Annotated in this window: 14 protein-coding genes; 8 read left to right on the top strand and 6 right to left on the bottom strand. The window is 63.9% G+C overall.

Features of this window, described 5'->3' with window-relative positions; translation table 11 throughout:
• The first annotated feature begins 185 nt into the window (after window positions 1-185).
• On the top strand, window positions 186-1382 hold the full coding sequence (locus FHW96_RS10345; RefSeq protein ID WP_172340480.1) for a serine hydrolase: 1197 nt from the start codon (window positions 186-188) through the stop codon (window positions 1380-1382).
• Here FHW96_RS10345 and FHW96_RS10340 read toward each other — a convergent pair.
• The 4 genes from FHW96_RS10340 to FHW96_RS10325 are packed head-to-tail and all read right to left on the bottom strand — an operon-like array spanning window position 1379 to window position 5683.
• The gene (locus tag FHW96_RS10340; RefSeq protein WP_371815686.1) at window positions 1379-2350 is read right to left on the bottom strand and encodes an alpha/beta fold hydrolase; all 972 of its coding nucleotides are present in this window, start codon (window positions 2348-2350) and stop codon (window positions 1379-1381) included. The genes FHW96_RS10345 and FHW96_RS10340 overlap by 4 nt on opposite strands.
• The gene (locus FHW96_RS10335; protein ID WP_253950863.1) at window positions 2347-3576 is read right to left on the bottom strand and encodes an LLM class flavin-dependent oxidoreductase; all 1230 of its coding nucleotides are present in this window, start codon (window positions 3574-3576) and stop codon (window positions 2347-2349) included. Before FHW96_RS10335 ends, FHW96_RS10340 begins: the two co-directional genes overlap by 4 nt.
• Complete coding sequence (locus tag FHW96_RS10330) at window positions 3576-4400, bottom strand: LLM class flavin-dependent oxidoreductase (RefSeq protein ID WP_172340479.1); 825 nt, start codon at window positions 4398-4400, stop codon at window positions 3576-3578. Before FHW96_RS10330 ends, FHW96_RS10335 begins: the two co-directional genes overlap by 1 nt.
• Window positions 4397-5683: a Xaa-Pro peptidase family protein gene (locus FHW96_RS10325; protein ID WP_172340478.1), complete on the bottom strand. Its 1287-nt coding sequence runs from the start codon at window positions 5681-5683 to the stop codon at window positions 4397-4399. Before FHW96_RS10325 ends, FHW96_RS10330 begins: the two co-directional genes overlap by 4 nt.
• Window positions 5684-5802: 119 nt before the next feature.
• Here FHW96_RS10325 and FHW96_RS10320 point away from each other — a divergent pair, with 119 nt between their 5' ends.
• Together FHW96_RS10320 and FHW96_RS10315 are read left to right on the top strand one after the other, a co-directional pair.
• A complete protein-coding gene (locus FHW96_RS10320; protein ID WP_172340477.1) occupies window positions 5803-6672 on the top strand; it encodes an alpha/beta fold hydrolase in 870 nt (289 codons plus the stop codon).
• The gene (locus tag FHW96_RS10315; protein WP_172340476.1) at window positions 6669-8039 is read left to right on the top strand and encodes an MFS transporter; all 1371 of its coding nucleotides are present in this window, start codon (window positions 6669-6671) and stop codon (window positions 8037-8039) included. Before FHW96_RS10320 ends, FHW96_RS10315 begins: the two co-directional genes overlap by 4 nt.
• A 4-nt stretch (window positions 8040-8043) precedes the next feature.
• Here the strand turns inward: FHW96_RS10315 and FHW96_RS10310 are convergent, their stop codons facing one another.
• Complete coding sequence (locus FHW96_RS10310) at window positions 8044-9258, bottom strand: esterase family protein (protein WP_172340475.1); 1215 nt, start codon at window positions 9256-9258, stop codon at window positions 8044-8046.
• 96 nt (window positions 9259-9354) lie between these two features.
• Window positions 9355-10860: an aldehyde dehydrogenase gene (locus FHW96_RS10305; RefSeq protein ID WP_172340474.1), complete on the bottom strand. Its 1506-nt coding sequence runs from the start codon at window positions 10858-10860 to the stop codon at window positions 9355-9357.
• Window positions 10861-11120: 260 nt separating this feature from the next.
• On the opposite strand from FHW96_RS10305, the gene FHW96_RS10300 reads away from it, so the two are divergent.
• The 5 genes from FHW96_RS10300 (at window position 11121) to FHW96_RS10280 (ending at window position 17996) form a co-directional block, all read left to right on the top strand.
• Window positions 11121-13169: a hydantoinase/oxoprolinase family protein gene (locus FHW96_RS10300; RefSeq protein WP_172340473.1), complete on the top strand. Its 2049-nt coding sequence runs from the start codon at window positions 11121-11123 to the stop codon at window positions 13167-13169.
• 15 nt (window positions 13170-13184) lie between these two features.
• The gene (locus FHW96_RS10295) at window positions 13185-15047 is read left to right on the top strand and encodes a hydantoinase B/oxoprolinase family protein (RefSeq protein ID WP_172340472.1); all 1863 of its coding nucleotides are present in this window, start codon (window positions 13185-13187) and stop codon (window positions 15045-15047) included.
• Between the two features lie 60 nt (window positions 15048-15107).
• Window positions 15108-15962, top strand: a complete 855-nt coding sequence (locus FHW96_RS10290) for an oxaloacetate decarboxylase (protein WP_172340471.1) — start codon at window positions 15108-15110, stop codon at window positions 15960-15962.
• Window positions 15963-15966: 4 nt separating this feature from the next.
• Entirely contained in the window at window positions 15967-17088 is a 1122-nt protein-coding gene (locus FHW96_RS10285; protein WP_172340470.1) for a zinc-binding dehydrogenase, read from the top strand.
• Between the two features lie 113 nt (window positions 17089-17201).
• The gene (locus FHW96_RS10280) at window positions 17202-17996 is read left to right on the top strand and encodes an IclR family transcriptional regulator C-terminal domain-containing protein (RefSeq protein WP_172340469.1); all 795 of its coding nucleotides are present in this window, start codon (window positions 17202-17204) and stop codon (window positions 17994-17996) included.
• Window positions 17997-18014: the final 18 nt, after the last annotated feature.

Below are 18014 nucleotides of genomic sequence, written 5' to 3'. Positions count from 1 at the left end.
TCGGACTTGCACGGGATATGGACGCTTGGCCCCATGGTGATGCGGCATGTGGTGGAATTATCCGCACAGTGGGGATTGGCGCGCTCTGCACAGGCATGCACGGCACCAATAGGCAGATTGCAAAAACTTCGGGACCATTAGGAATGCGGGGAATTGTTGACATGCAAAGGACAAAGAGGATCACGATGGCGGCGTTGACCGCCTTTCTGGCCACGCTTCCGGCCGCTGGAGCCATGGCCGGCGAGGTTGCCGGCGATAGGGCGGTCTATCAGCAGCGATTCGCGCAATTCCTGAAAGATCCCGGCAATTTCCCTTATGCGCCGCTGGAAAAACTGTCCGGGGCAAAGGCATGGCGACCGATGACGGCGCGCGCCGATGCCGCCATCGCCCCCGCCGCTCTGGCCAAGGGCGATGCCTATGCCGCCGCGATGCGGTCAAGCGCCTTTCTGGTATGGCACAAAGGCGCGCTGATCCACAGTTGGTATGGACCGGGCATGGATGCGCAGGTGCCGATGCTGTCCAAATCGCTGTCCAAGCCGATCACCGCGCTGGCTGTGGGCCGCGCCATCGCGCTGGGGCGGATCAAGGGGCTGGACCAGCCTTTGGGTGAGATCATCCCCGAATTGAAGGGCACGCAAAAGGGCCGCATTCTGGTGCGCCATCTGCTCGATATGCGTTCAGGGATGCTCGATCAGGGGTTCAGCCCCGATCCGGCCCATCCGCTCAACACCGCCTATCTGTCCACCGATCACGGGCGCGAGATTATCGACACCTATCCAATGACCGCCGAGCCGGGCACGCGCTATGCCTATGCCAATGCTCCATCGGATCTGGTGGCGCTGGTGATCGAGCGGGCCACCGGGCGGCGCTACGGCGAATTTGTCGGCGCCGAGGTGCTGGCCAAAATCGGCGCGCCGGGCGGCACGATCTGGGTCGACCGCGAAGGGGGCCTCGCCCATTCGGGCTGCTGCACCTATCTGCCTGCCGAGACCTATCTGCGCATGGCCATGCTGATCCATGCCGATGGTGTGTGGGGCGGCAAGCGACTGTTGCCCAAGAACTATACGGCGCAAATGCGCAAAGGAACGCCGCAGAACCCCAATTTCGGCCTGGGCATCTGGATCGGCGAGCCCTATAATCAAAGGCGCGGTTTTGGCGCTCCCGGTACATTGGGCCCGCAGGTTCTGCACAGCGAGCCTTACCTCGACCCCGCGCTTTACCTGTTCGACGGCAATTCCAATCAGGTGGTCTATGTCTCGCCCAAACATGACCTGATCGTGCTGCGCATCGGCGCCACGCCGCCCGCGCCTTCAGCCACAAATCAGGCAGAATGGGACAATGCCTATCTGCCCAACCTGCTGATCCGGGCGATCAAACCTTAATTCTTGCGCCGGACCGCCGGTTTGCGCTGGCGGTCCAAAAAGGCCTTGAGGTCACGGGTGAACAGCTTGGGATTTTCCCACATCGGAAAATGACCAAGCGTGGGATATTCGATATACTCCACCCGCGCATTGGGAAAACGCGCCTTGGATTCATCCGCGCTCTGGCTGATCACCGTGTCATAGGTGCACCATTGCAGCAACACCGGCACGGTAACAGCCTCAGTCTCGCGCTTGACAATATCGGTCTTGAACAATTCGACATTGGCCGCCAGCAAGGCCGCCTGATTGACATAGGCACCGGGCAGATTGTCGGCGTCAAAAATACTGTCCACCATCCAGTCTTTCGGCTCGAAGGCGGGCGGCGTGGTGTCCTTCAACACCTCGCGGAAAAAGGCATGGCTGCGCCATTGCGGCGTCCTGGCCTTCTGCTCGGCGATCAGTTCCATCATCCGCGCGCCGATCTTGCGCGTCTGGCTGGGGCGTTCGAGCGGCAGGATGGAAAAGGCCATGGCCGTAGTGTGCCCCGGATAGGCCCGGTTATATTCCAGCGCGACATTGGCCCCGTTGCTGGTGGACACCAGCGCGAAACGGTCATGCCCCAATTGCCGCATCAAGCCGTCCATCAGTTCGGCGGCGCGCGGCGTGGTGTAAACGCCCTTGGGGTCCGGCCCCGACAGGCCATAGGGCGGCCAGTCAAAGCGCACCACGCGATAGTCGCGCGCCAGCAAGGGCACGACCAGATCCCATTCGTGCAGGTTCACAATCGAGCCATGCAGCAGAACCACGACAGGCGCGCCCTTGCGCCCTTCCTCGCGCACATGGATCGGCACGCCATCGACCGTGACAAAGCGCGAGGGTGGCTTGGCCCAGCGCCTTGTCACGGCGGCGCGGTCGGTATGGACATTGGGCGTTTCGACGGCGGGCGCGGCGCCCGCCATCAGCACCAGCGCCGCCAGCCCCCCGATCACGCCGCCATATCCGCAGGCCAGCGCGGCAGGCCCATTGTCTCGCGCAGGGTGCTGCCCGGATAATCCATGCGCAAGGCGCCCGCCGCCTGCAGAATCGGCACCACTTCCTCGACAAAGATTTCCAATTCGCCCGGCATATAGGCCGGTTGCAGGGTAAAGCCGTCGCAGGCCCCCGCCTCAACCCACTGGATCATCATATTGGCCAGCTGCGATGCCGTGCCGCGAAACACATTATGCCCGCGCGGCGTACGCACATAGCCTGAGGCAAATTTGCCCAAAGGCAGGCCAATCGCAGCCGGCTTTTCCAGCGCGCGGCCAATGTCGGCCTTGGGGAAACAGGTCTGGCTCAGAATATGATCGACCGGGATCGGCCCGGCCGGATCAAAGCCGGTCAGATCGCAATTGAGCGATTCCGAGAGATATTCGATGCACAGCGCCTCATCGGCCAGATCGAGGATCGCCTGATCCTTGGCAATCGCGGCGGCCTCGGTTTCGGCCAGAATAAAGGAGAGGCCCGGCATGATCCGTACCGCATCGGGATCACGCCCCGCCGCCGCCACGCGGGCGCGCATGTCATTGCGAAAGGCAATGCCTTCCTCAATCGTCGGGGCCGAACAGAAGATCGCCTCGGCAATGCTGGCGGCAAAATCGCGCCCGTCGCCCGATTGCCCGGCCTGAACGAAAACCGGGCGCGCCTGAGGCGAAGGCCCCAGCGCGGCATTGCGCTCGCGCCAGATGGCCTGCGCCTGCGCCACGGTCTGCGCCGCCATCTTATAGCGCTGCGACTTTTCGGGCAGATCTTCGTCGCCGAAATTGGGCGCGGTGTCGGGATGGGCGGTGGTGACGATATTCCACCCGGCGCGCCCGCCGCTCATCCGGTCCATCGTGGCGAAACGTTCGGCCAAGCCTTCGGGCGACCAATAGGTGGTGGACAGCGTGTTCACCAGCCCGACATGCTGCGTGACCGAGGCGATGGCAGAAAGCAGCGCCATGGGATCGAGCGTGGGCATGGCCAGATGTTCGGGCGTGCGCCCGCGCACCCCGCGCGACTGCAACTGATCGCCAAAGACGATGGCGTCAAACCGGCCCTTTTCCACCAGACGCCCGACGCGGGCGTAATAATCCATGGTGAACACGCCCTCCGGCTCGGCGCCGGGATGGCGCCATCCGCTGGGATAATGGCCGATGCCCTGAAGAAAGGCCCAAAGATGGATGGGACGGGGCATCAGGCAATCTCCTCATGAATGTTGCGCAGCGTCAGCGGCAGGCCAAGCCTCTCGCGCAAAGTGCCCGCCGACGGGCGCCCCTGCGTAATCGGAGCAAGGGCCTTGCCGATGCGGGCCAGTTCGACGACGGGGTTGATCAGATCGACATGCAGCCCGTCGATCTCGCCCGCCGCAAACCGCACAGCCATGGCGGCAATATCCACGTCCGGATCGACCCGCAGCAGGCGGCGCGCGGCGGCGGGGAAAGCCTGCCCCTCGGCCGCGATCACCACATCGATCCCGGGCACCGCAAAGGGCGAGGCGGCATCGCAGACCAGTACGGGATGCCCCTGTTTCGGACGCATGGCGTTGACCGGGCCGCGCACCGCATAATGGGTGCCGACATAATTGCTCGGCCGCACCTTGGTCGTGTCCAGATAGCGCCCGCTTTCCTTGTCGATGATCAGGCAATCATCATCCCAGCCATCCCAAAGCGCGCGCGTTGCCCGCACCAGATCGGCCAGTTGCGCCGCGCTGCCCCCCTGCGCCACCGGGCACCAGCCGAGCAGCCCGCCCGAAAGATAATCAATGGCCGAAAGCGAGCGCGCCACGTGAAAGGGATGTGCAATCCGGCTGGACACCAGCGGCACCAGACCCAGTCGCGACACGCGCGGCGCGGCCCATGCGGCAATCACCTGCGGGTCAAAAAGCAGGCTGTCATGGCGGCCCAGCAACAGCAGATCGACGCCCGCCGTCTCGGCGGCGGTCACGAATTGCGCGGCCATGGCCGGATCGGCCAGCGCCGGATCGCCAATGCCGGCGGAAAGGATAAAGCTTCTGGTCATACGACAATCACCGCTGGAGGAGAGGAATGGATGGTTTCACAGCCATCGGCCGTGATGAGAACGAGATCTTCGCAATGGGCCGAACCGCCGAGGCCGGAATCGAGCACCGGGCAATCGACCGAAATCACCATGCCGGGGCGCAGCATCAGATCGGGCTTGCGCCAGAAGCCGCCCGCATCTTCGCCGGGTTCATCGGTATGCGCGAGGCCGCAGGAATGCGGGCCAAAGCCGACCTGAACATCAAATCCGCCGCGTTTGAGCGCATCCTGCCCAATCCGCACGATGTCGGAAAAGCGCAGGCCCGGCCCGATCTCTTCACGCACAGCCTGCCAGGCAAAGGCGGCGGCATCAGCGGCGCGGGCGGCCGCGCGCGTGGGTTCGCCCACAAAGACCGTGCGGGCGAAATCGCCGTGATAATTCTGAAAATGGCTGACCGCATCAAGGAACAGCGCCTGTCCATCGGCGATGCGATGCGGGCTGGCCTCCGAGGATGACCGATCAACGTTGAGAAACACCGCGCTGTTGCCCCGCGCCGCCGTTTCAGCGCGAAACAGCGCGTGGAGATCGCGGTAGGAGGCCCCGGCACGCACGCCCTGCGCAACCGCCTGCAACGCCTCGACATTGGCGCTGGCGGCGCGGCGCATCAGCGCGATTTCCAGCGGCGATTTGATGAGACGAATCTCACGCATGGCATTGTCTGCCGCGATGCTCGCCCCGCCATGGCCATGGCGGGCCAGCACGCCCGCGATCAACGGATCATCCCAGCCGATCCGCCCTCCCCATGCGCCCATTTCGCGCAGCGCCGCCACCAGCGCCCCGCCCGCATGGCGATAGGCCGCCCGGTGCCGCAAGGCCGCCTCGCTGATGGCAAAGCGGTGCTGCTCCATGGCCGAGAGCGGCGCAAAACCGCGATCAGGGCAAAGCGGAAAATCGCCGTTCTGCCCCAGATCCTCGCCATCGCTCAGATCATCATAGAGGAAAGCCTCAACCGGCCCGCGCCCATCGGCAAAGGTGTAGAAATGGAGGAACCGGCTGGTCACCAGCACCGGCTTTTCCATATGCCTGCGCGAGAGGATGGCGAAGGTTCCGGCGGGCTGGCCGATCCGGGTCCGCGCGATCTGGGGCCAATGGCCCAGCGCGTGAAACACATTGACCGGCTGTGCGCAGACCAGCGCGTCCAGCCCCCAGCGCTCCATCACGGCATAGGCCTCGGCCAGATGGATCGGCCCGGCGGCGTTCAACCCGTCCAGCAGGACATCATCGGAGGCGTCGCTTTGTAACATGCCCGTAAATTGACCATGCCAAAGCAGCTCTGCCCCCAGACAAAAGGCTTCTATCCGCCTGCTGGATAAGGTCAGGATGCGACAAGTGCGCAGGCCATGCCGGGTTAGCTTCGTTGTCCATGAGCCTGATCGATCCCCCCGTCATCACCCCCCCCATTATCACCAGAGCCTTCGTCACCATCGATGAAGGACAGATCCACCTGCGCCGGATGGAGGGGAGCGGCACGCCGCTGCTGCTGCTCCATGCCTCGCCCGCCTCGGGGTGGTTCAGCCAGCCTTTGATGCGGGCGCTGCGCGCAGGCGGACATGAAGGGCCGATTCTAGCCCCCGACACGCTGGGCAACGGCGACAGCGCCGTCCCCGGGTCCGACCATCCCGACATCGCCTATTTCGCCAGGTCGATGGTGCGGATGCTGGACGCGCTGGGCATTGCGCAGGTGGACGTTTACGGCACACATACCGGCGCGCGCATCGCCTGCGAAATGGCGGCCGCCCATCCCGAACGCGTGCGCCGCGTGGTGCTGGACGGCATCACCGAATATGCCGACGAGTTGCGCGAGGCGGTGATCGAGCATTACGCGCCGCGCGTCGAACCCGACGCCTATGGCCGCCATCTGATCTGGGCCTTCAATTTCTGCCGCGATCAGGCGCTGTTCTTTCCCCATTTCATGCAGGATGCGGCCCATCGCCTGTCCGTGCCCATGCCGCCGCCCGAGATCCTGCACCGCATCACGCTTGATGTGCTCAAATCATGGGACACCTATTCGCTGCCCTATATCGCGGCGTTTGAATATCGCGCCTTTGACCGGATGGCACTGGTCGCGGCGCCCACGCTCTTGCTCAAGCCGGAAACCGAGCTGGCCCTGCTCAATGCCTCGGTGGCGCGCGCGCTGGAGATTTTGCCCGACGGACATGCCGCCGCCCTGCCCCCTGGAGACGCGGCCAAGGCCGGCGCGATCCTAGCCTTTCTGAAGGGAGAAGCAGCATGAGCGCGCGCCTTCCCATGAAGACCTGCCTTGGCTTTGGCATCGGCACGGTGGGCGTGTCGATCATGCTCAATGCGGTCACTGCCTATTACCCCGCCTTCATGACCACAGTTCTGGGCCAATCGCCCGAAATCGCGGGCTATCTGATGATGGGGGCCAAGCTCTATGACGCGGTGGTCGACATGATCATCGGTTCGATGAGCGACAAGAGCCGCAGCAAATGGGGCCGCCGCCGCCCCTTCATGCTGGTGGGCGCGTTCCTGTCGGCGGCTTCTTTCCTGATGCTGTTCGCCCCGCCCGCGCTGGGGCAAGGCGCGCTGATCGCCTATATGATCGCGGCGCAGGTGATCTATTCCACCGCCTATTCGCTGTTTGCCGTGCCCTATATGGCGCTGCCCGCCGAATTGACGGAAGGCTTTGCCGAGCGCACCCGCCTGCTCTCCTTCCGCACGGTCTTCGTCTCGATCGGGCAAATGCTTGCCACGGCGGGCACGGCGGCGATCATCAAGGCGGGCGGCGCGGGCGGCCCGGCCTATGCCACGATGGGGCTGGTGATGGCGCTGATCATCTTTGGGGCGATGACGGCCACGGTGCTGTCGGTCCCCGCCACCCACGCCGAAGAGGCCCATGCGGACGCGCCGCCGCCGCTGTCCCTGCCGCGCCAGATCGCGCTGATGGGGCGCAACCGGCCCTATATGCTCTTGCTGGGCGCCAAGGTGTTTCAGTTCCTCGCCTTTGCCAGCATAGGATCTTGCGGTCTGCTGTTCCTGCTCAACGTGCTGGGCGTGGGCTATGGCGGCCAGATCCTGCTGACCTCGGTGCAGAATATCGTCACGGCGCTCTCCATGCCGGTCTGGGTGTGGAGCGGCAAGCGGATCGGCAAGCGGGGCACCTATCTCATCGGCGTCTTCATCTTCTGCGCCACGGCTTTGAGCTGGCTGGCCGCGCCCCATACGCCGGGCAATGCCGAACTGATTGTGCGCGGCATCACCTCGGGCTTTGGCTCGGGGGCGCTGATCCTGATGTCGATCTCGATGCTGGGCGACACGATGGTCTATGACCGGGCGATCACCGGCATCGGGCGCGAGGGCCTGCTCTCCTCCACCGCCGCCGTGCTGGAAAAGGCCAGCTTTGCGCTGGGTGTGGCGGTGCTGGGCGTATTCCTGCGCGCGGCCCATTATATCCCCACCATGGGCGGCAAACTGGTGACGCAGCCGCCCAGCGCGATTTTTGCGCTGACCATGGGCTATGCGGTTATCCCGGCGGCAATGTTCGTGGTGAACGGGGTGTTTCTCTATCTCTACGATCTGGACGAGGCGAAAATGGCCGATGTTAAGAAGGCCGCCGCGCGCGAGGACGCGGCGGCCTGAGCCATTAACGGAACAGTCGGGGCGCGAAATCGGCCAGATAATCGCGCCAGTTCATCCAGGTGTGCCCGCCCTCGCTCTCGTGATAGACATGGGCAATGCCAAATCGGTCAAACACTTCGCGGGTGGGCTTGACCGAGGCATAGAGGAAATCCTCGCGCCCCATGGCGAAATAGACCAGATGCATATCGCGCCCCGCCTGTTTGAGCGCGGCGGCATTTTCGGTGGCGTATTCCTCGATCCGTTTGGGGTCCACGCCGGTCTGGCTGCCGATGCCCACACCCATCGAGAAAATGCCGATCCAGTGGAATGTGCCGGGGCGGGTCAGCCCTTCGCGGATCGTGTGCGAACCGCCCATCGACAGGCCCGCCATCGCGCGGGCGTCGGCCGTGGGCGTGGTGCGATAGGTTCGGTCGATCAGCGGGATCAGATCGCGGGTCAGATCATCACCAAAATCATGGGCGTGGAAATCAATCGCGCGAGCCGCATCGGGCGTATGGCCATCGGGCATGACCACGATCATCGGCTTGACCCGCCCCGCCGCGATCAGCCGGTCGAGGATCTGGTTCGCATGGCCGATCCCGGTCCAGCTTTCATCATTATCCCCCGCGCCATGGACCAGATAGAGCACCGGATAGCGCTGATTGCCGCCCTTTTCATAGCCGGGCGGGGTATAGACATGCGCCCGCCGCCGGGCCTTCAACGAGGCCGACCAGTAATCCACGCTGGCCACCGCGCCATGGGGCAGGTTTGCGCCCCAGGCCTGAAACTGGCTGCCGGGCACTTCCAGCACCGCCTCTGTGCCAAAGCGGGTGCGAGAGAAATCCTGCGCATAGGGATCGGCCGTGCGCACGCCATCCACACGGAAGGCATAGCGATAAGGTCCGGGTTTAAACGGCTTGGCGGTCGTCCCGCTCCACAATCCGGTGTCATCGCGCTTCAGCACAAGCCCTTGCGGCGTGCCCGCCGGAAAGCCCATCGGGATGACGTCGCCCGCATCCGAACTGGTGGCCAGCACTTCATGGGCCAGCGGCGCGCAAAGGCGGAACGTCACCCGGCCATCGCTCAGCACCTCGACCGACTGCACCGGCGGAGCCTGCGGGGTGAACCACGGCTTTTGGCAGGAGGCATTTTGCGCCCGCGCCGGATGGCCAATTGCGGCCCCGGCGCACAGCAGGATGGGTAACAGGCGGCTGAACGGCTTGGTTTTTCGGCCTCGCATGGATTGTCTCCCTTTCGACTGGAAAGGGAAAGCTGGCCGGGCGGGGCATATTCTCAACGCCCCGCCCGGCCCTGTCCGCCTATCGGGCAGATCAGATCAAACAACCGCGCAGACGGTCTTCCATTCAAGGTAATTGTCCATCGCCTGCTTGCCGGAATCGCGACCCCAGCCCGAAGCCTTGACCCCGCCGATGGCCAGCGACGCGTCATACATCGCGTGGCAATTGATCCACACGGTCCCGGCGCGAATGTCGCTGCTCATGCGGTGGGCGTGGCTCAGGCTCTCGGTCCACACGCTGGCGGCAAGGCCATATTCGCTGGCATTGGCCGCCGCGATCACTTCCTCAGCGTCGTCATAGGGCTGAGCCACCAGAACCGGGCCGAAAACCTCCTCGCGCACGATTTCGAAATCGGGCTTTACATCGACCACCACAGTCGGCGCGATGAAGGTGCCCGCCTCGCCGCTGCGCTCGCCGCCTGCCAGCATGGTCGCGCCCTGCGCCTTGGCGCGGTTCAGAAAGCCTTCGACGCGCTCGGCATGGCGGGCCGAGACGACCGGGCCCATCTGGGTGTCGGGCAGCAGGCCATGGCCCATCTTGATGCTCTTGGCATAGTTCGCCACGCCCTCGACCACCTGATCGTGAATGGAGCTGTGGACATAGAGGCGGCTGCCCGCGATGCAGACCTGTCCGGCGTTGAAAAAGATCGCATTGGCCACGCCCGGGATCGCCAGATCGAGATCAGCATCAGGCATCACGATCGAGGGCGATTTCCCGCCCAGCTCCAGTGTCACGCGCTTGAAATTGGTCTTGGCCGCATCCAGAATGGCCCGGCCCGTGGCGGTGGAGCCCGTAAAGGCCACCTTGTCCACGCCCGGATGATTGGCCAGCGCCGCACCCGTCTCGCTGCCCAGACCCGTCACCACGTTCAGCACGCCCGAAGGCAGGCCCGCCTGCGCCATCAGTTCGGCCAGACGCAGCGCGGTCAGGCTGGTGTCCTCGGCCGGTTTCAGCACGATGGTACAGCCCGCCGCCAGCGCCGGGGCCAGCTTCATGGCCGTCAGCACCAAAGGCGAATTCCACGGCACAATGGCCGCCACCACGCCTACCGCCTCGCGCACGGTCCACGAACGCGTCTGCTTGCCGGCGGGCTGATAATTGATCGAATTTTCGATCGTATTGCCCTCGATGGTCATCGCCTGCCCGGCAAAGAAGCGGAACTGGTTGACCGCGCCGGGAATTTCGGCCCAGCGCCCGACATAGAGCGGCTTGCCCTGATCGAGCGTTTCCAGCTCGGCCAGTTCGTCAATATGCGCCTCGATCAGATCGGCGATCTTCCACAGGATGCGCGCGCGCTCGACCGGCACCGTGGCACGCCAGAGCGGCAGGGCGGCGCGGGCGGCCTCAACGGCGGCCTCGACATCGGCGGTGCTGGCCGCAGCAATCTGCGCGGTCTCGGTTCCCGTTGCCGGGTCAAGCGTGGGCAAGGTGCGCCCACCTTCGGCCTTGCGCCACTGGCCCGCGATCAACAGGCCCTCGCCCGCGCCGCGCCGGGCCAGAAATTCGCGCGAATCGCTGCGCAGCGTGTTCAGATCAAGGGCCATCGGTAATTTCTCCATGATTGGCGCGTCCGCCTTGGCTTTGAACCTGCCCATGGGCCGGAGGAATGACCACTGCGCGAGGGCAAAAATTCGCTTGGCGGATAGTCCGCGCCCAAAGCCGGGCCAAGCGCGGCGATTGCGTTACGCCTTCACCCCATTGGCGCTGACGATCACGTCACAGCCTTAGAGCATCTGGAACCGGCAGGCCAAGGCCCCAGGCCAAAAGCCGCCGGCACATGAAACCAAAGGAAGCCGGGGAAAATATGACCTACCGATTGGGTGTAGACGTTGGAGGGACCTTCACCGACCTCCTGCTTTTCGACCAGACCAGCGGCAAATTCTGGCGCCATAAGACGCCTTCGACGCCGCATGACAGTTCGGAAGGCATCCTGAACGGCGTGACCGCGATTTGCGACAAGGCCGGGATCAGCCCTTCGGATGTGGAATTCTTCCTGCATGGCACGACGGTGGCCACCAATGCCGTGCTGGAGGGCAAGGGCGCGCGGGTGGGCCTGATCACCACGCAGGGTTATCGTCAGGTGATGCAGATCGCGCGGTCCTTTGTACCGGGCGGCCTTGCGGGCTGGATCGTGTGGCCCAAGCCCGAACCGCTGGCCGCGCTGCAGGACACGCTGGAAATTGCCGGACGCATGGATGCCGATGGCGTGGAAATCAGCCCCATCGACGAGGACGAAATCCGCGCCGTGCTGACGCAATTGCGCGATGCAGGCGTTCAGGCGCTGACGGTTTCGCTGGTCAATGCCTATCTCAACGGCGCGCATGAAAAGCGTGTGGGCGAATTGGCGGCTGAAATCATGCCCGATGTGCCCGTCTCGCTCTCCCACGAAGTCCTGCCCGAAATGCAGGAATATGAGCGCACGCTGACCACCGTTGCCAATGCCAGCGTCCGCCCGGTGATGCGCCGCTATGTTCGCAACCTGCGCGACAAGCTGCGCGGGGCGGGCATGGCCGGGTCGCTTTCGCTGCTGCGTTCGGATGGCGGGTTGATGTCGTCTGAAAAGTCGGAAGAGCATCCTGTCTCGCTCCTGATGTCGGGTCCTGCGGGCGGTGTGACCGGCGCGATCTGGGTGGGCCGCAATGCGGGCATCAAGAACATCCTGACGCTGGACGTGGGCGGCACCAGCACCGACGTGGCGCTGATCGAAGGGCTTGAGGCCCGCCGCCAGCGCGACACCGAAGTGGGGCATCTCAAGGTTCGCGCCTCGGCTCTGGACGTGAAGACCGTGGGCGCGGGCGGCGGCTCGATTGCCTATGTGCCTGAACTGACCAAGGCGCTGCGCGTGGGTCCGCAATCGGCGGGCGCTGTTCCCGGTCCGGTGGCCTATCAGAAGGGCGGCACGCTGCCCACGGTGACCGACGCCAATGTGGTGCTGGGCTATCTGCCCGAAAACCTGCTGGGCGGCACGTTCCAGCTTGACCGCGAGGGCGCGAAGAAGGCGGTGCAGACTATTGCCGACGCGCTGGGCATCGGGTTGATGGAGGCCGCGCGCGGCATCATCGACATTGTGAACGAGAACATGTTCGGCGCGCTGCGCATGATCTCGGTTCAGCAGGGCTATGACCCGCGCGACTTCGCGCTCATGGGCTTTGGCGGGGCGGGTCCGCTCCATGTCAACGCGGTTGCCCGCCTGATGGGTTCGTGGCCTGCGGTCTCGCCGGTCTCGCCGGGCGTGCTTTGCGCGCTGGGCGATGCCACCACGCGGATGCGGACGGAAACGGCGCGCAGCTTCTCCAAGCGCGTGGCCGATACGGCCGAGGAAGACGTGATCGCCGTTCTCGACGAAATGGCGCGCCAGACCCGCGCCGAACTGCTGGCCGAAGGGATCAACGAGGCCGACATCACCAGCCAGTTCGAACTGGACGTGCGCTATGAAGGTCAGGCCTTCGAAGTGCCGCTCTCCATCGACCCGGAAACGCTGCGTCGCGATGGCCTCAAGGCGGTCACCGACCGTTTCGATGCCGAACACCTGCGCCTCTTCACCTTCAACATGGATTCGGCCCATGAGTTGGTGAACCTGCGCGCGGTGGCCATGGGGCCTGCGCTCGATCTGCCCGCGCCCGAATTGCCCGCATCGGACGGCAATCTGGACCGCGCCAAGATCCGCGACCACGAATTGTGGGCCGATGGCGCGATGGTGCCCGCCGCAATCTATGACCGCGCGCTGCTGCAATCGGGCGATGTCATCCCCGGCCCCGCCATCGTCGTCGAAATGGACTCCACCACGCTGATCGAAGCGGGCTGCAACGGCACCGTCGATCACGTCGGCAACATCCTCATCAACCTCGCCTGAGAAGGAGGCAAAGACATGCCCGCACAGATCATTCAGGCCAATGAAACGCCTTTCGCCACCGTGGCCGTAGATCCGGTTACACTCGACATCATCGAAAACGCGCTGCGCAATGCCCGTATCGAAATGGATGCCACGCTGGTGCGCACCGCCATGTCGCCCGGCATCCGCGAACAGGGTGACGCCTTCCCGCTGATCGCCGACTATCAGGGCCGCATGATCGTGGGCCAGTTCGGTTCGTACATCGGCCCCTTCCTCGAAGGCTTCGAGGGCACGGTCGAGGATGGCGATCTGATCTTCCTCTCCGACCCCTATTCGGTGGGCGGGGCTATTTCGCACTGCAACGACTGGCTGGTGCTGCTGCCCGTGTTCAAGGATGGGCGTCTGATCGCCTATACCTCGATGTTCGGCCATCAGAGCGACATTGGCGGCATGGTGCCCGGATCGATGCCGATCCACGCCACCTCGATCTTTCAGGAAGGCGTGCGCATCCCGCCCGTCAAGATCTGGAAGAAGGGCGTCTATAACGAGGATCTCATCAAGCTGGTCATGCATCAGAGCCGCACGGCCGACTGGTGCAAGGCGGACCTTAACGCGCTGATCGCAAGCTGCCGCGTGGCCGCCGCCCGCGTGGTGGAAATGGCCGCCCGCTTTGGCGACGACATGTTCACCTCGGCGACGGACCTGCTGCTGGATCGCAATTATCGCGCGATGAAGCATCTGATCGAAACCTCGATCGGCGAGGAAAAGGTCAGCTTCGAAGACTATATCTGCGACGATGGCATGGGCTATGGCCCGTATAAGATCAAGTGCACGATGTGGCGCGAAGATGGCCGCGTGGTCCTCGACTTCGACGGCACCGATCCGCAGTCCAAGGCCTCGATCAACATGTTCCTGAACGAGAACATGATGCGCATGTTCTTCGGCATCTATATGATCATGATCTTTGATCCGCAGATCCTGTTCAACGACGGCTATTACGACCTCATCGATGTGCGCATCCCCGAAGGTTCGCTGCTCAAGCCCAAGTTCCCTGCCGCATTGTCGGGGCGCACCCACGTTCTGGGCCGGTTGTTCGACATTCTGGGCGGCCTGCTGGGCCAGAAAACGCCTGAATTCCTCAACGCCGCCGGTTTCTCGTCCAGCCCACACCTGTTCTATGCCGGCACGGACAAGGCAGGCAAGTGGTTCCAGCTGTTCCAGATCGGCTTTGGCGGCATTCCGGGCCGCCCGATGGGCGACGGGCCGGACGGGCATTCGCTCTTCCCCGGCTTTACCAATGTGCCCAACGAGTTCCTCGAACGCTACTTCCCGCTCATCATTGAGCGCTATGAAACAGTGGCCGATTCGGGCGGCGCGGGCCTGCATCGTGGCGGCAATGGCATCGACATGGTCTATCGCTTCCTTGAGGACGGTGTGATCGCCATCCATGACGACCGCTGGTTCGTGCCGCCATGGGGCGTGAACGGCGGCGAACCGGGCGCGCGCGCGCGCAAGGTTCTGGTCAAGAAGGACGGCACCGAGATCGTCGTCGGCAACAAGCTGGAGGATTATCCGGTCGAGGCGGGCGACCGCCTGCACTTCATCACCTGGGGCGGCGGCGGCTGGGGCGACCCGCTCGACCGCGATCCCGCGCTGCTGGCCAAGGAATTGACGCAGGGGCTGGTCACCGAAAAGGGGGCGCTGCGCTATGGCGTGGTGCTGGTCGATGGGGTGGTGGATGCCGCCGCCACGGACGCCTTGCGCGCCAAAATGCGTGCCGAGCGCGGGCCCATCGAGACCTTCAACTTTGGCCCGGACCTCGCAACGCTGCGGGCCAATTGCCTTGCTGAAACCGGCCTGCCCGCGCCGCAGGCGCCCAAGTGGGCCACCATCGCCTAACCTATCCGGCCCCGAAGGCACATGCTTTCGGGGCCGCACAAAAATCGCAGGAAGAACATAATGGCCAATCCCATCCTTCGCCAAAAGCTGGAAAGCGGCAAATTTTTCGTCGTGCCCGGCATTCAGGATATGATCACTGCCGCCATCGCCAACAAGGTCGGCTTCGACATCGTCTATGGCACCGGCTACTGGCTGACCGCCAGCGCATGGGGCCTGCCGGACGCTGGCATCGCCACCTATACCGAAATGCTCAACCGCATGACCACGCTGGTGCGTACCAGCAATTCTGCCGTGATCGCCGATGGCGACACCGGCTATGGCGGGCTGCTCAACGTCCATCACACGGTCAAGGGCTATGAGGCCGCAGGCGTCACCTGCATCCAGCTGGAAGATCAGGAATTCCCCAAAAAGTGCGGCCACACGCCCTTCCGCCGCTGCATCCCGGTCGAAGACATGGTCGACAAGATCAAGGTCGCCGTTGCCGCACGTGAGAGCGAGGATTTCCTGATCATCGCCCGCAGTGACGCGCGCCAGAGCGAAGGCTTCGACGCCCTGATGCGCCGCATGGAAGCCTATGACAAGGCCGGCGCCCATGTCATCTTCCCCGAAGCGCTGGAAAGCGAAGAGGAAATGGCCAAGGCCTGCGCCCTGTTTGACAAGCCGGTGATGGCCAATATGGCCAATGGCGGTTCGACCCCCATCCCCAATGCCAGCGTTCTGGAAGAGATCGGTTATGCCTATGCCATCTATCCCTCGCTGACCTCGCTGGTGGCGGCCACGGCCATGGAAAAGTGCCTGCGCGATCTGAAGGATCACGGCATTGGCGAGCCGGAAGGCATTTTCAATTTCAAGGAATTCTGCGGCCTGATCGGCTTTAACGAAGTCTGGGATTTTGAAAAGAAGTGGGCGAAGTAAGACCATGAACACCCGCACCATCACCGCCGCTGTGCTCAACCAGAGCGGCAACAACCCCGCCCCCTATGGCACGGGCAAGCCGCTGGACGTGAAATCGGTCGAACTGGCCGATCCGCTGCCCGGCGAATTGCTGGTGCGGATTGATGCGGCGGGCCTGTGCCATTCGGATCTGTCGGTCATCAACGGGGATCGCCCCCGTCCGATGCCGATGGCGCTGGGGCATGAGGCGGCGGCGACGGTGCTGGCCCTTGGCGATCCTGATGAACGCGGGATCGCGGTGGGCAACCGGGTGGTGCTGGTGTTCCTGCCCTCCTGCGGCCAATGCGTCGCGTGTCAGTCGGGCGAGGGCTACCTTTGCCCCAATGGCGCGGCGGCCAACGGGCGGGGCGAATTGATGCGCGGCGGGCATCGCCTGTCGTGTGATGGCGCGCATGTCCATCATCACCTCGGTGTCTCGGCCTTTGCCAGCCATGCCGTCGTGGACCGCCGCAGCGTTGTTAAGGTGGATGCAGACATTCCACCCGAAACCGCCGCCTTGTTCGGCTGCGCGGTGCTGACCGGCGTTGGCGCGGTGATGAACACCGCCGCCGTACGCCCCGGCGAAAGTGTGTTGATCTATGGCCTTGGCGGGGTTGGCCTTGCCGCGCTGCTGGGCGCTTTGGCCTGCGGTGCGCAGCCGGTCTATGCGGTCGACCCCAGCGCGGAAAAGCGCGCGCTGGCGCTCGAACTGGGTGCGGCGGGCGCCTTTGCGCCGGGCGAGGAAGAACCCGCGCGCGGCGCCGATGTGGTTGTCGAAACCGTGGGCAAGGCCGCCGTGCTGGCCACAGCCTATCAGGCCGCGCGGCGCGGGGGGCGTATCATAACGGTCGGCCTGCCCAATCCGTCCGAGTCGCTTTCCATCAACGCGCTCAGCCTGGTGGCCGATGGCAAGACTTTGATGGGCAGTTATATGGGTTCCTCGATCCCCTCACGCGATATTCCGCGCTATGTCGCCCTGTGGCGCGCGGGGCGCCTGCCGGTAGAAAAGCTGCTCACCTCGATCAGCCCGCTGTCCGAAATCAATGCCTTGATGGACAAATTGGCCAGCGGAGCAGCCATTCGGCAGGTGATCATTCCGGGGGCGTAAATGGATATACGTCAGAATGCGTATCCGCCTGTCGGATAAACTGGCGTCCTTTTCGGAAAAATGACAATCTCCTGACACTCTGGCGACAATAGAGTTTCACGGGAGAAACGGTCATGGAAAAGGGTGTTCCCATTCGGTCGATCACGCGGTCAATCGCCGCGCTGAAAGCCATCAATCGTCACGGCTCGCTTTCGATGATGGAAATCGCGAAGGCGAGCCAGGTGCCCTATCCCACCGCCTGCCGCATCGTGCAGACGCTGTTGTATGAGGGCCTGATCGAGCAGGAACCGGCGCGCAAGCGTTACCGCGCCACCGCGCTGGTGCAGACGCTGGCCACCGGGTTTCAGCATGACGATGAATTGGTGCGCATCGCGCGGCCCCATATTGTCGCGCTGACGCGGCGGGTGGGCTGGCCGGTGTCGGTGGCGATCCGGGTGGGGCGCGACATGATGCTGCGCGATTCCACCCATGCCAACTCCTCGCTGACCTTCGAACATTACTATCCCGGCTTCACCCTGCCCATTCTGGACAGCGCCTCGGGCAAAGTGTCGATGGCCTTTGCCGATGATGAGGACCGCGAGATGATCCTGCGCTTCATGCGCGTGTCGCAGGATATCGACCTCAACTATCTGGCTACGGCAGAGGTCGGCCTCGATGTCGAACGCATCCGCGCGGAAGGCTATGCCGTGCAGGGGCGCAATCACCACAATCTGACACCGGGCAAGACATCGTCCATCGCCGTACCGGTGTTTCGCAACGGCCATTTCGAAGCGGCGATCACGCTGGCTTTCTTCGTGGCCGCGATGAAACTGTCGACCGCGCTCGAACGCTATCTGGACGATCTGAAAGCCACCGCTGCGGCCATCAGCCACGATCTGTCAAATGGCGCCCCGGTGGGCAGCGCATAAAAAAGGGGCGGGAATAAC

Source organism: Novosphingobium sp. SG751A (assembly GCF_013149295.1).
Taxonomy (GTDB): domain Bacteria; phylum Pseudomonadota; class Alphaproteobacteria; order Sphingomonadales; family Sphingomonadaceae; genus Novosphingobium.
The sequence above is the reverse complement of the archived record's forward strand: the minus strand, read 5'-3'. Positions and strand labels throughout refer to the sequence as shown.